Here is a 12,203-nt window from a genome sequence, read left to right on the forward strand (position 1 = left end):
TTCCTAACTAATATATTTTTAGTATGTCCTAGGATTGAAGGAATGAAAAAATGGTACTTTTGGTTCATTCATCCATCATAATCCAAATAAGGTAGACAATAAATAGTTTTGGGTAAATTAGGTGTTAGGCAATAGCTATCCGGATGGTGTGTTACGAAAAACTTTCTAAATCTTCTGTTATAATAGTCTATGAGAAAAAAACCATTTTTTGTTTATATGTTGATGTCACGAATATGAAGGGGGTCATAAAAATGGAGGAACAACAGCAATATGTATTCATTGATTTTGAATTTACGATGCCGGAAGGAAAAGCCAATCCAGTAGGGTTTTATCCGGAAATCATTGAGGTGGGCTTAGTCACCGTCATTAATGAGACCATTCAGGAACAATTCTCATCTTTTGTTAACCCAATGAAATTTCCAGTCTTAACGGGAAGATGCAAAAAGTTCTTGAACATTACCCAGGATCAGGTGGACCAGGGGATTTCATTTGAAGAGTTGGTTAATTTATTGAAGAAAATAGATGAGAAGCACCCGACGACGATTGTTACCTGGGGAAATATGGATATGAAGGTACTTCGCCAGAACTGTCAGAAAGCAGGATTGGATTTCCCTTTTTCAGGGAAACAAAGTGATCTTTGCCTGGAGTATAAACGCTTTTTCGGGGATCAAAATCAAACCGGGCTTTGGAAAGCTGTACAGGCCTATGGCAAAGAAGGGACAGGCAAGCATCACCGGGCGCTGGATGATGCGATTACGACATATAATATCTTTAAGTTAGTGGAGAAAGATAAAAGTTATATGAAAAATCATGAACCGACGACAATTGGCGATCGCATTGATTTATCAAAAGTATTGAATCATTTAGCGTTATAAAAGCCAAATCATATACTACTGATTTGGCTTTTATCATGCTTTATTTAAAATAATCCGTCTCTAGATCTTCAAGCAACTGTAAGCTTTTATCATTCCATTCTGTTTGGACTTCGCTTAAAGTGCCTTTCATTTTCTCAACAGCTTCTCTTAAGGATTCCTTATACTCAGGAATCTCCTCATTAAAGTTCCTGACCATATTCTTTGGTACATTGGTTTGCTCCCGGTAAGCTAGAGCACGCCGCTGATGGAACATGGACACTTCCGTTTGCTTCGGGTTATGAAGATCTCCTTGCATGGGATGCTTCAAGACAGCCAACACTTTAACAAGATATGCAGCAGGTCTGATATCGGTGACTTCCCCGATGTATTTTCCAGTTTTATATATGGCGGTAACCTTATCGCCGATTTTAAAATCCTGTTCTGACATTTCCCTACCACCTTTCTTTTAACTTCCTTCATGATACATAAGAACGACGATTTTTCACAGCGAATTTGTTCAATTTCGTAAAGATGCTTTTTTTATGAAAATCGTGTAAAGTGTACAAATGAAGATGAAAAATGGTGTTTCATGCCATTTAATTTTAAAAAGAAAGAGGTTATGAACAATGACAAACTTTCCACAATTAACAAGTGAAGTTTTGGAAAATGAAAAAGCGGTCATCATGCAAACGACGATGGGCGATATTAAAATTAAACTATTCCCTGAACTGGCTCCGAAGACAGTGGAGAATTTCTTGACACATGCTGAAAACGGTTATTACGAAGGAATCATCTTTCACCGTGTCATCAAGGATTTCATGCTACAAGGCGGAGATCCGACAGGCACTGGAATGGGTGGAGAAAGTATCTGGGGAACTCCATTTGAGGACGAGTTCTCCATGCAATTATTCAATTTGCGCGGAGCTCTTTCCATGGCAAATGCAGGCCCGGGAACAAACGGCAGCCAATTCTTCGTCGTACAAGCCCAGCATGTAGACAGCAGGATGGGTGAGCAAATGAAGCAAGCCGGTTATCCGGAAGAAATCATCAGTGCTTATATGGAGCAAGGCGGCACACCATGGCTGGATCATAAACACTCTGTCTTTGGACAAGTGGTCGAAGGCATGGACGTTGTTGATACGATTGCTAACGTGGAGACAGTTGCGGGAGACAAGCCTGCAGTGGACGTGGTCATAAAAGGGATCACCATTTTATAAATAAAAGAGAAGCGAGGGGCTCAGTGCCTCTCTTTTTTTTCGGGGTTTAGTGGATTAAGCCCACTAGTGGATTGTTCTGGTAATTGATATAATGGGATAATGCAGTTTAATTCCCTATCAGGAAGGATGTATCGGATGGATTTTCTCAATCATGCTTTACTAGGTTTGTTTCTTTACTTTCCGGAAGACAAGACTGAATATATCTCAGCTGGTATAACTTGCTTCATTTTTTTAGTGGCAGCCGTTTTTACGATGAGGGCAATTATAAGATATTCAAAGAAGGAAGAAATGAAAACGAAGCAATTCGAAGATGAGGTCACCAAAAGGAACCAGCGTTTAAAGGATGATACCATCTCTTGAACCCGGAAGATGCCGTGCATCACTAGGGTGCCCCGTTTTTTGAATATTGATTATCTGAATATGAATGGTATTATGTTTTGTTAGAAGGGCGTAAAGAATTAAATGTTCCCTTATCAGCATAAGCATTTTATACTATAAGCATAGAGAGAAATTTTGGGGGCGTAATTGGTTATGCAAATCGTAGCTAAAAGAATGATTGCGGCAGATACGGTCAAGGATTTTTTCATTCAGCACTGGGAGACGACCCAAGTCGTTTTTTCAAGAGGCTTGTTTCATTATGCGGAACTTGAGGGCTTTGGGGTAATGGACGAGAATGAAAAAATCACGGGGTTGGGAACTTACAAATTATCCGACCATGTATGTCAGATCATCTCTTTGAACAGTGAGCATGAGAATCAAGGTGTTGGCTCATCATTGCTTTATGTGATGGAAAATATCGCTAAGGAAAAAAATTGCCATACTATTAAAGCGATTACAACGAACGATAATTTAAAGGCATTGAAGTTTTTTCAAAAGCGTGGTTATGTCATATCGGAAGTCGTTAAAAATGCCGTGGAAGAATCACGGAAAATCAAGCCGGAGATTCCATTTTACAGTTTTGATGGAATTCCGATCCGAGACGAGATAATACTGGAGAAATACTTATAAAAAGGTGTAATTCACCTGGATATTGATAGGGGGAATAGGGATGTTCAAGAAAATGGCGGCAGATGCCCTTGGTCTTAGTGATATTGGAAGTGTGATTAGTCCTGCTGATTATGACAAGGTAGATGCAGATGACTATATCATGCATGAAGATGGGGAAAAAATTTATTTCCTGATTAAATCAAAAACGGATGAGTACTGTTTTACGAATCAAGCGTTCATACATTTGGACGGCACTAGTGCGATAAGCAAAAAGCGTACACTTACAAGATATAGCTACAGCCAGTATACTATATCAAATGCCACGCTTGAAACCGCAGGGACCGTGGATTTGGATGCGGAAATTAAGTTTTCGATCGGTGCAAAGACTTTCTCCATTGATGTTCATAAGAAATTCATAGAAGAATTAAAGGACTTGTTCAAATCACTCGTGAAAATATCGGAAATTTGCCATGAGAATGAGTTTGCCCTTCAATACGCCCAACAAAGCGTAAACCTTGCTTCTTCCACTTTGAACCAGGTTCGCACTGATGGAAGCCAAATGGCTGCGAGCTTCAAGGAAATTAATTCCGCAGCTTTCGAATGGTTGATGGACAGCCGGAAAAAGTACCATGTGAAAGATTTTGGCTTTGTTTTTGAAAAATATATCAATAATTAAAAAAGAAGGCGAACACAGTATGATGTGTCCGCCTTCTTTTTTAATTGTTCAAATCACTCAAGCCAGGGCTATGTTCATTTGGCATATCCGGCATTTCAGGGACCGGGAATCCTTTTGGCGGCTCTGTAACAGCAAGGTTTCCGCCATTTCGGCTCGGTGTTTCCCCTTTGAAAATATCGCCGATTTGAGTTGGATCCAATCTGAAATTGAATTGGGCATTATGGTAGCCTAAATCCACATATTTGCGGCATTCAGGATATTTGTTCAAATCATAATTAGGTACAGGGAAGATTTTCCCCCAGTCGACCCCAAGTGTTTCCAATGCCTTGGCAAATGCATTTTGGTGGGCATTGTCGCGAACCATTAAAAATGCCAGTGTTTCGCGCATTGTTTTATTGGAACTCATTTCATAAATCCTGGACTTTTGCAGGACACCAGTAGATTCAAGCATGACATTGTTCAAAAGGTTGGCCACAAGATTACCGTGATCATAAACCCATGATCCATTCCATGGATTGCCGCCAGCATCGACAGGTAGGGAGGCTTTTGCTCCGATGATGAAATGGTGAGGGTTTGCGCCGCCTTTGATGACTTCATCCAATGGGGCGCCGTCGGTAGCGACATCTCCAGGCATATCCCCGCCAGCACCATTCAGCAGCTGGTTGATGGTTGATTGGACAAGTTCAACGTGGCTGATTTCTTCCAAGAAAACACCACGGAGTAAATCACGATATTGTTTAGCCTTGCCACGGAAATTGGCGCTTTGGAAAGAATACTGCATCATCGTCCGCATTTCACCGAATTGGCCTCCAAGTGTTTCCTGAAGTACTTTTGCTGCATTCGGATCAGGCTTATCGGGAACGATCATATTGATTAAATCTTCCTTATAGAAATACAAATGGAAGCCCTCCTTGAAATTAAAATTTCTAATTTAGCTTCTGTTATCTGAATTAAATTATTCCTAAGGTAAAAAGTACCTTTATGGAATGGCGGGAAGAGAGAAATACTAGAGGGAAGAACGATTTGAAAGGATGTTGCACATGCTATCCAATCAGCAGCTTAAAGAATTTCAACAGCAATTGCAGCAAACGAAGCAAGAGTTGGAAGAGCGATTAAATGATTCAGGCAACTATGATTTAAGAAGAAGCCTGGAGGATTCGACTGGTGAGTTATCGAGTTACGATAATCATCCCGGAGATGAAGGAACCGAGTTATATGAACGGGAAAAGGATTTGGCCCTTTCCGAGCATGATCGGGATGAAATAAGGGATATTGAAAGGGCGCTTTCTGCCATCAAGACAGGTGATTATGGAAAATGCCAGGTTTGTTCAAAGGAAATACCTCTTGAACGTTTGAACGCCATCCCTACTACGACTTATTGTGTCGAGCATACCCCATCACAGGAAACTTCGGACAATCGGCCGGTCGAAGAGGAAGTTTTGGGACCGCCGTTTGGAAGGTTTGATTTTGACGACCGTCACGAATCAGTTGCGTACGACGCGGAGGATTCTTGGCAGGATGTTGCCAGTTATGGAACATCTGAATCGCCTTCCGATTTTGTAAATCCGCCAAACGATTATGAAGATATGTATGTGGAGTCCGAGGAAAATGTCGGCTATGTCGAAAATTATGAAAATTTCGTTGGTGTGGATATATACGGTAAAGAGATAACGGTTTATCCGAACTCGCAATATGAAGAATTGAAGGAAGAACTTTTTGAAGAAAATATCCAAACCTCATTTGGGGATTTGCCCCGATATGAGCATGATCCTTATGTGGATGAAGAAAAAGATTGAAAAAGAAGAACCAGGATTCTAAGCCTGGTTCTTTTTTTATTTAAGAAAAAGCCAATTTCAAACGGTTTAGCCCATCCATCAGAACGCTGCGTGAACAACCGAGATTCATTCTGACAAAACCTTCTCCGCCAGGTCCGTATTTAGAACCAGGCTCCAATGCGAGCTTCCCTTGATGGATAAGTCGATCCTTGATTTCCTTGTCGGTCAATCCAAGGTCACGGCAGTCAATCCATAAAAGGTAAGAGGCATCCGGATGCATGACATGCAGTGAAGGAATTTCGGCTGCAATGAATTCCTCTGCCACTTTTATATTCTCCTCAATGTAGCCAATCATGTCTTCAAGCCATTCCAAGCCCTCCCGATACGCAGCTTCCATTGCTGTTAAGGCAAAGATGTTAAGACCATGGAAGGCCAGTTTCGTTTGAGCCTTTTGCAAAAGCTTCTGCAATTTTTCATTACTTGTGATCAGGAATGAAGCCTGAAGGCCGGCAATATTGAATGTTTTGCTTGGCGCCATCAATGTAACGGTTATGTCCGCTAATTTTTCTGAAAGCGAGCCGATCGGATAATGCCTTGATGTTGTATGGAATAAATCAGCATGTATCTCATCACTGACTATGACTACATCATATTTTTCACATAGCTCCCCGATCCGTAAGAGTTCATCCTTTGTCCAAACGCGTCCGCCGGGGTTATGCGGACTGCAAAAAAGGAATAGTTTCACTCCGCTTTTCAGCTTGTCCTCAAAATCAGTGAAATCGATCTCAAAGCGGTCATTTTCAATGATAAGGGGACTATTGACCACTTCCCGGTCATTATTTTTGATCATATCAAAAAATGGTGTATAAACGGGAGATTGTAACAATATTTTATCGCCCGGGTTCGTGAATGCTTGGATCGTTGTACCGATTGCGGAAACTACGCCGGAGCTGAATGAAATCCAATCTTTATCGATTTGCCAGGAGTGCCGGTCTCTAAGCCAGCCTTGGATTTCAGTGAAGACCGTTTCAGAAGGGACGGTATAACCGAAAATCGGATGATTCAAGCGTTCCATCAATGCCTTTTGAATGCCCTCAGGAGATGGGAAGTCCATATCGGCAACCCACATTGGCAGAACATCCTCGCGCCCATATAAGGATGTGAGGAAGTTTTTATCCCATTTTGCAGACCCTGAATTTTCCCTGTTGATTTGTTCTTCAAATATTGACTTGTTCAAAATATCCACCACCGAATAAAATTTGTCGTCTTCGCGAAAAGCCTGTTGTTATGATACTATGATATCATGTTCTTTGAAAATATTGAGCAGGTGATGATTTTATGGATACACAGCAAATGAATTTAGCATTGGTTGCCGTTTTGCAAGAATGGGACCCTTTCAAGATAGGATGGGATCTATATGAGCCGGAAATTGCCGATACGGTCGTAGCAATCCGGAATATAGATGATCCAAAGGAACTGGCGGAAAAGATAAAATCCATTTACGAGTTCTCGTTCGATGAATCCGTTCAGATGGATAAGTGCCTGGAAATTGCTCAAAAGCTGCTGATCATTAAGAATGATGCCAGCTGTTCGATCTAAAGGTGACAAAGGGTGTACCCAGAAATCAGGGGCACCTTTTTTACGGTTTTTTTTTGCTCTTTACTCGAGAGTTTTGCTGTTTTACTCGTGAGTTTACGTTAGGGTGGCCACCCCAAGAAACCCCTTAATTAATTGATACACTTCTTCCGGTTTCTCCTCTGGAAGGAGGTGCCCGGAATCCTCAATGACAACAAGCTCGGAATTAGGAAGGTCTTCATGGAGCCTTTCGCCAATACTCAAAGGCACCACTCGGTCATGCCTTCCCCAAATAAGCAGGCATAGTGTATGAATACCACTAAGGTCCTCCTTCAACAAATCGATTTCCTTATCTCGAAGCATCCTCCCCAATGCCCGGAAAATATCATGCTTCTTAATGAATGGCCCTAGGTATCCCTGCCGCATTTCATCGTCAATCATCGCCGGGTCATGGACGACATTTTTCAAGTTCTTTTCGATACCTGACTTTTGCAGATACCGTTTTATCCCGTATGAAAAGAAAGGCAGGTAACTGACCATCTTCATTTTTTCCGAATAGCCGGGCTGATAGCCTGAACCTGCAAGTAGAATGGCATGGTCTGCAAGATCAGGATATGACTTGATGAGCTGCAGGGAAATCTGCCCGCCCATGGAATGGCCGATGATACTGAATTTCCTGATGCCTTTTCCCTCCAAGAATAGAACGACGGATTTAGCGATGTTTCGGAATGAATATGTATATCGATAATCTTTTCCGCTTTGCCCGAATGGCGGGAGGTCGATGGAGATCACATTGTATTCCTTGATTAAATAGGGGACTAATTTACGGAAACTGAAGCTCGATGACAAAAATCCGTGAAGCAGGACAAGGGTGGGGAGAGAATCATCGATTCGGTCATATTCAAAATAGATTTCTATATCACCCACCCGTTCGACACCTTTGATTGTATGACTTTCCAAAAAAAGCTCCTCCTCCGTTATTGGTCAATGATAAAAACCCATGTTAACCTGAATATTCCAAAAAAGGTCCTTTAATACTGTTGCATAACAGTAATTGTAATAATAACGATGAAAAAATACAATTACTATAACAGGTCACCAGCCAATTTTGATATAATAGTGTAAGTTTATCCTGACAGCATAGGACTTATTAAATTATATTGTCATATAGGTTGTTTAAAAAGTCTAATAAGGTAATTCGTGAGACTATCTGCCAGCCAAACCATCACAGCTAAATTAGTGAATTCCAAAAGGGGGGTTTTCCAATGCACTTGAATGAAGAGGAATTGGAAGTCTTGAGAATCATTGAAAATAACAGCCGGATTGATCTGAAGGATTTGGCTAAAATGACCGATCAATCAGAATCGGACATTGAAATAACATTGAAGAAATTAGAAGATATGCGGGTCATTGTACGTTACTTAACAGTCATTAACTGGGCTAAAGTGGATGAATACCATGGTGTCACAGCTATGATCGATGTAAAAGTCACCCCAAAACGCGGCGTCGGTTTCGATGATGTTGCAAAAAGGATTTACAAGTTCAAAGAAGTCGAGTCCGTTTATTTAATGTCTGGGGCTTATGATCTTTCAGTCATTGTCGAAGGACGTTCGATGAACGAAGTGGCAAGCTTTGTTTCGGAAAAACTTTCGACACTGGATTCCGTCATTTCTACGACGACTCACTTCATTATGAAAAAGTACAAGCATGATGGAACCATTTTTGATCAAACTGAAGAAGATAAGCGGATAGTGGTGTCACCATGATTAAAACGAGTTATGTTTCAAAAACGATTGCAGAGCTTAAACCATCAGGCATCCGCCGCTTTTTCGACTTGGCAGCCAATTTGGAAGGGGTCGTCTCGCTTGGTGTGGGTGAACCGGATTTCGTTACATCTTGGGCAGTAAGGGAAGCGGCGATCAACTCCTTGGAGGAAGGATATACCTCATATACGGCCAATGCCGGATTATTTGAATTAAGGTCGGAAATCAGCCGGTATATGGAGAAGCAGTTCCATGTTTCGTATAGACCGGACGATCAAATCATTGTCACGGTCGGAGCAAGCCAGGCCCTGGATATTGCCCTGAGGACCATCTTGAATCCAGGTGAAGAAGTCATTGTCGTCGAACCTTGTTTCGTCGCCTATGCACCGCTTGTGACCATGGCAGGGGGAATACCGGTCACAGTCCAAACATCCAAGGAAGAAGACTTTAAGTTGACTCCCCAACAACTCGAAGCGGCTATCACACCTAAAACGAAGGCCGTTTTAATCTGTTCACCGAATAACCCGACGGGAACCCAGCTTGGGCAGGAAGAATTGGTGATGCTTGCTGACATCGTTAAAAAGCATGACTTGCTGGTGATTTCCGATGAAATCTATGCCGAACTTGCTTATGATGAGGAATTCACTTCTTTTGCTGCCATTGACGGCATGCTTGAGCGGACAATCGTCATCAATGGGTTTTCGAAAGGGTTTGCGATGACTGGATGGCGTCTTGGGTTCGTTTGTGCACCTAAGGAAATTTCGGAAGCGATGCTTAAGCTTCACCAATATGCGATGATGTGTGCGCCGACCGTTGCGCAGCATGCTGCATTGGAAGCATTAAAGAACGGTATGCAGGATGTGGAAGAAATGCGTCGCAGTTATCGGAGAAGACGAAATTATATCGTGAAATCATTTAACGATATGGGGTTGGATTGCCATAATCCTGGCGGGGCTTTTTATGCTTTTCCATCAATCGAGAAGACGGGGATGACTTCGATGGAATTTGCTGAAAAACTTCTGACGGAAGAACTTGTTGCCGTTGTACCGGGAGATGTGTTCGGGGAAAGCGGTGAAGGCCATATCCGCTGTTCTTATGCATCCTCGATGGAACAGCTTCAAGAGGCGCTTCGAAGAATGGAACGTTTCATGAAGAAACATTGTCAATAAAAGCAAAAAAATAGGGATCCGGCCTTTAGCAGCCGGATCCCTTTCCATAGGGGGAATTAGAAAAAAGAGTTAATCTAATGGATTAACATAGAAAGTGTTAATCATAGTATATCCAGTACCGTGAAAAAAAATACACATACTACGACCCATTTTTTGAATTAAGCTTGTGTATTATATAAAGTATGCATAACTTTCAGAATTTGTTCTTCGCTAAAGTCCTTAGCTGTTCTTAGAATGAGCTCCGCTTTTTTGGTTCCGATTTCTTCAATCAGTTTTTTTATGTCCTCGTCGATACCAGCTGGGTTACCGGTTTGGGCATCTTTCAGGAATTCTGAAGCCGGAATGTCAAGAACGGTGGAAAGCCGTAAAATGGTTTGTGTATCAGGAACCGATTCACCTGATTCATACTTTTCGATTTTCTTCGTGCCGATGCGCAATTTCAAAGCCAGTTCCTGTTGAGTGAGGTTGTGATCTTCTCGGTATTGCCGGATATTCTTCGCGATATTTGACATGGTCAGACACTCCTTTTTCAGGAAATATATTTTTATTATGTAATTATTTTACCATATTATTACTTAGGGGAAGTAACGGAATATGTAGGTTTTGTGAAAAAAATGCCGCATCGATAAATATCGAAACGGCATGTTGAATGTTAAATGAGATTAGTTGACTTAAGGAATACGAGTATGATCATGATCGGCACGATGTAGCGAATCAGGAAGTACCAAATTTTAAAAAGTGATCGTCCGGAATCAGCGCCTGATTCGAACTCCTTTTGTACCTCGATCCTTTTCATTTGATAGCCGATGAAAAGGGATATGAACAAGGCGCCGACTGGCAGCGCGATATTGCTTGTCAGATAATCAGCGAAATCAAATATGGATAAATTGAAAATCTTCACATCCGAAAGCACCCCGAATGATAATGCGCTTGGAATCCCAATTAAGAAAACTGTGATACCGGCTATCCAAGAAGCCTTCTTACGCTTTGCAGCATCACCCTTTATCATGGCGGCAACGACGATTTCGAGAATGGAGAATGCCGTAGTAAGGGTGGCAAATAATAATAATATGAAGAAAATGAACATGAAGATCCCACCAAGAGCCATTTCATTGAAAACGGCTGGCAACACGACAAATACCAGTCCAGGCCCGCTCGAAGGGCTGAAGCCTAGTGCAAAAACAGCAGGGAAGATGACCAAACCAGCCAGCAAGGAAATGAAGATATTCAGCCCAACTACCGAAAAGGCTGATTTTGTAATATCTTCTTTTTTGCTTAAATAGGACGCGTAGGTTACCATCACGGAAACACCGACACTTAGTGCAAAGAAGGATTGGCCCAGTGCCAATAGGATCGTTTCCCCTGTTAATGCGGAAAAGTCCGGCTTCAAGAAGAATTTAACACCCTCCATCGCTCCATCCAGAGTCAAGGAACGGATAAGAAGAATGATGAAAAGGATGAACAAGGAAGGCATCATATATTTATTCGCTTTTTCAATTCCCTTGGAAACGCCGCCTTGCACGACCCAAATGGTAAAGACCATGAATAATAACTGAGCGATGACCGTTTCATAAGGATTACTGATTATCTTATTGAAGAAGTTTCCATATTCTTCTTGAGTCAAGTTTGAGAGGGAACCTGTAAAGCTTCTCGCTAAATAAGAGATGATCCAGCCTCCAACAACACTGAAGAAGGAAAGCAGAATGATGGAAGCGACGACACCGCCATATCCGATTAATGCCCAAGGCTTCCCCGGGGCGATATGTTTATATGCGCTAATGGCATCTTTCTGTGCATTGCGGCCAATCGTGAATTCCGCTATTAATATCGGTGCACCTATAAGCAGGGTGAATAAAATGAAGAGCAGGAAAAAGACCCCTCCTCCATTTAGCCCAGTCATATATGGGAGCTTCCAAATGGCACCCAATCCAATAGCGGATCCCGCGGCTGCCAGGATGAACCCGAGTTTTGAAGTCCATTGATCTTGTTTTGACATGATGGAAAATCTCCTTTAGATGTAAAAAAAATATCTAGCTGCATATTACTAAATTTTTAAAACATTTTCTCATCTTACTATGATTATGCGGAATTGAATAGTGTTTTAATATTACAATCTTTAGAAAAATGAGTAAATAAATTAAGGGAAATAGAGGTTATTTGCAAATTATTAGGATAAGTTATAAATAA

General features: G+C 41.6%; 15 protein-coding genes. 9 read left to right on the forward strand and 6 right to left on the reverse strand.

The genetic code is table 11. From position 1 onward, the window contains the following. Positions 1–251 precede the first annotated feature (251 nt). On the forward strand, positions 252–875 hold the full coding sequence (gene kapD, locus ACQKMF_RS13710) for a 3'-5' exonuclease KapD (protein ID WP_260358701.1): 624 nt from the start codon (positions 252–254) through the stop codon (positions 873–875). 40 nt (positions 876–915) lie between these two features. Here the strand turns inward: kapD and ACQKMF_RS13715 are convergent, their stop codons facing one another. Next, positions 916–1,302, reverse strand: coding sequence for a kinase-associated lipoprotein B (locus ACQKMF_RS13715; protein ID WP_101223613.1), 387 nt, complete (start codon positions 1,300–1,302; stop codon positions 916–918). 178 nt (positions 1,303–1,480) lie between these two features. On the opposite strand from ACQKMF_RS13715, the gene ACQKMF_RS13720 reads away from it, so the two are divergent. The 4 genes from ACQKMF_RS13720 to ACQKMF_RS13735 all read left to right on the forward strand — a co-directional run bounded on the left by ACQKMF_RS13720 (position 1,481) and on the right by ACQKMF_RS13735 (position 3,734). After that, positions 1,481–2,071: a peptidylprolyl isomerase gene (locus ACQKMF_RS13720; RefSeq protein WP_098371439.1), complete on the forward strand. Its 591-nt coding sequence runs from the start codon at positions 1,481–1,483 to the stop codon at positions 2,069–2,071. Between the two features lie 135 nt (positions 2,072–2,206). Further along, positions 2,207–2,431, forward strand: a complete 225-nt coding sequence (locus tag ACQKMF_RS13725; RefSeq protein ID WP_101223612.1) for a hypothetical protein — start codon at positions 2,207–2,209, stop codon at positions 2,429–2,431. A 171-nt stretch (positions 2,432–2,602) separates the two neighbouring features. Beyond that, complete coding sequence (locus tag ACQKMF_RS13730; protein WP_101223611.1) at positions 2,603–3,079, forward strand: GNAT family N-acetyltransferase; 477 nt, start codon at positions 2,603–2,605, stop codon at positions 3,077–3,079. Between the two features lie 40 nt (positions 3,080–3,119). Beyond that, positions 3,120–3,734, forward strand: a complete 615-nt coding sequence (locus ACQKMF_RS13735; RefSeq protein ID WP_048687662.1) for a PH domain-containing protein — start codon at positions 3,120–3,122, stop codon at positions 3,732–3,734. Positions 3,735–3,774: 40 nt separating this feature from the next. On the opposite strand, the gene ACQKMF_RS13740 is transcribed toward ACQKMF_RS13735, so the two are convergent. Beyond that, positions 3,775–4,632, reverse strand: coding sequence for a manganese catalase family protein (locus ACQKMF_RS13740; RefSeq protein ID WP_230176213.1), 858 nt, complete (start codon positions 4,630–4,632; stop codon positions 3,775–3,777). A gap of 142 nt (positions 4,633–4,774) precedes the next feature. Here ACQKMF_RS13740 and ACQKMF_RS13745 point away from each other — a divergent pair, with 142 nt between their 5' ends. Next, positions 4,775–5,530: a TraR/DksA C4-type zinc finger protein gene (locus ACQKMF_RS13745; protein WP_101223609.1), complete on the forward strand. Its 756-nt coding sequence runs from the start codon at positions 4,775–4,777 to the stop codon at positions 5,528–5,530. 40 nt (positions 5,531–5,570) lie between these two features. Here the strand turns inward: ACQKMF_RS13745 and ACQKMF_RS13750 are convergent, their stop codons facing one another. Beyond that, positions 5,571–6,746, reverse strand: coding sequence for a MalY/PatB family protein (locus tag ACQKMF_RS13750; protein ID WP_427573673.1), 1,176 nt, complete (start codon positions 6,744–6,746; stop codon positions 5,571–5,573). 101 nt (positions 6,747–6,847) lie between these two features. Between ACQKMF_RS13750 and ACQKMF_RS13755 the strand changes: the two genes are divergently transcribed. Next, positions 6,848–7,108, forward strand: a complete 261-nt coding sequence (locus tag ACQKMF_RS13755) for a DUF1871 family protein (protein WP_101223607.1) — start codon at positions 6,848–6,850, stop codon at positions 7,106–7,108. A 93-nt stretch (positions 7,109–7,201) separates the two neighbouring features. Here the strand turns inward: ACQKMF_RS13755 and ACQKMF_RS13760 are convergent, their stop codons facing one another. Continuing rightward, positions 7,202–8,044: an alpha/beta fold hydrolase gene (locus tag ACQKMF_RS13760; protein ID WP_427573676.1), complete on the reverse strand. Its 843-nt coding sequence runs from the start codon at positions 8,042–8,044 to the stop codon at positions 7,202–7,204. Positions 8,045–8,349: 305 nt separating this feature from the next. On the opposite strand from ACQKMF_RS13760, the gene ACQKMF_RS13765 reads away from it, so the two are divergent. Further along, positions 8,350–8,850, forward strand: a complete 501-nt coding sequence (locus ACQKMF_RS13765; RefSeq protein WP_101223605.1) for an Lrp/AsnC family transcriptional regulator — start codon at positions 8,350–8,352, stop codon at positions 8,848–8,850. Beyond that, positions 8,847–10,016, forward strand: a complete 1,170-nt coding sequence (locus tag ACQKMF_RS13770) for an aminotransferase (RefSeq protein ID WP_402943818.1) — start codon at positions 8,847–8,849, stop codon at positions 10,014–10,016. Before ACQKMF_RS13765 ends, ACQKMF_RS13770 begins: the two co-directional genes overlap by 4 nt. A gap of 158 nt (positions 10,017–10,174) precedes the next feature. Here the strand turns inward: ACQKMF_RS13770 and ACQKMF_RS13775 are convergent, their stop codons facing one another. Both ACQKMF_RS13775 and ACQKMF_RS13780 read right to left on the reverse strand, forming a co-directional pair. Continuing rightward, positions 10,175–10,528, reverse strand: a complete 354-nt coding sequence (locus tag ACQKMF_RS13775) for a helix-turn-helix domain-containing protein (protein WP_260358697.1) — start codon at positions 10,526–10,528, stop codon at positions 10,175–10,177. 140 nt (positions 10,529–10,668) lie between these two features. Beyond that, the gene (locus ACQKMF_RS13780) at positions 10,669–12,012 is read right to left on the reverse strand and encodes a sodium-dependent transporter (protein WP_402943822.1); all 1,344 of its coding nucleotides are present in this window, start codon (positions 12,010–12,012) and stop codon (positions 10,669–10,671) included. Positions 12,013–12,203 lie beyond the last annotated feature (191 nt).

It is taken from the genome of Peribacillus sp. NPDC101480, from assembly GCF_050277335.1.
Taxonomy (GTDB): Bacteria; Bacillota; Bacilli; order Bacillales; family DSM-1321; genus Peribacillus.

Coding starts and splice junctions, on each gene's coding strand:
- kapD (WP_260358701.1), top strand. CDS start 252: ATGGAGGAACAACAGCAATATGTATTCATTGATTTTGAATTTACGATG.
- ACQKMF_RS13715 (WP_101223613.1), bottom strand. CDS start 1,302: ATGTCAGAACAGGATTTTAAAATCGGCGATAAGGTTACCGCCATATAT.
- ACQKMF_RS13720 (WP_098371439.1), top strand. CDS start 1,481: ATGACAAACTTTCCACAATTAACAAGTGAAGTTTTGGAAAATGAAAAA.
- ACQKMF_RS13725 (WP_101223612.1), top strand. CDS start 2,207: ATGGATTTTCTCAATCATGCTTTACTAGGTTTGTTTCTTTACTTTCCG.
- ACQKMF_RS13730 (WP_101223611.1), top strand. CDS start 2,603: ATGCAAATCGTAGCTAAAAGAATGATTGCGGCAGATACGGTCAAGGAT.
- ACQKMF_RS13735 (WP_048687662.1), top strand. CDS start 3,120: ATGTTCAAGAAAATGGCGGCAGATGCCCTTGGTCTTAGTGATATTGGA.
- ACQKMF_RS13745 (WP_101223609.1), top strand. CDS start 4,775: ATGCTATCCAATCAGCAGCTTAAAGAATTTCAACAGCAATTGCAGCAA.
- ACQKMF_RS13755 (WP_101223607.1), top strand. CDS start 6,848: ATGGATACACAGCAAATGAATTTAGCATTGGTTGCCGTTTTGCAAGAA.
- ACQKMF_RS13765 (WP_101223605.1), top strand. CDS start 8,350: ATGCACTTGAATGAAGAGGAATTGGAAGTCTTGAGAATCATTGAAAAT.
- ACQKMF_RS13770 (WP_402943818.1), top strand. CDS start 8,847: ATGATTAAAACGAGTTATGTTTCAAAAACGATTGCAGAGCTTAAACCA.
- ACQKMF_RS13775 (WP_260358697.1), bottom strand. CDS start 10,528: ATGTCAAATATCGCGAAGAATATCCGGCAATACCGAGAAGATCACAAC.
- ACQKMF_RS13780 (WP_402943822.1), bottom strand. CDS start 12,012: ATGTCAAAACAAGATCAATGGACTTCAAAACTCGGGTTCATCCTGGCA.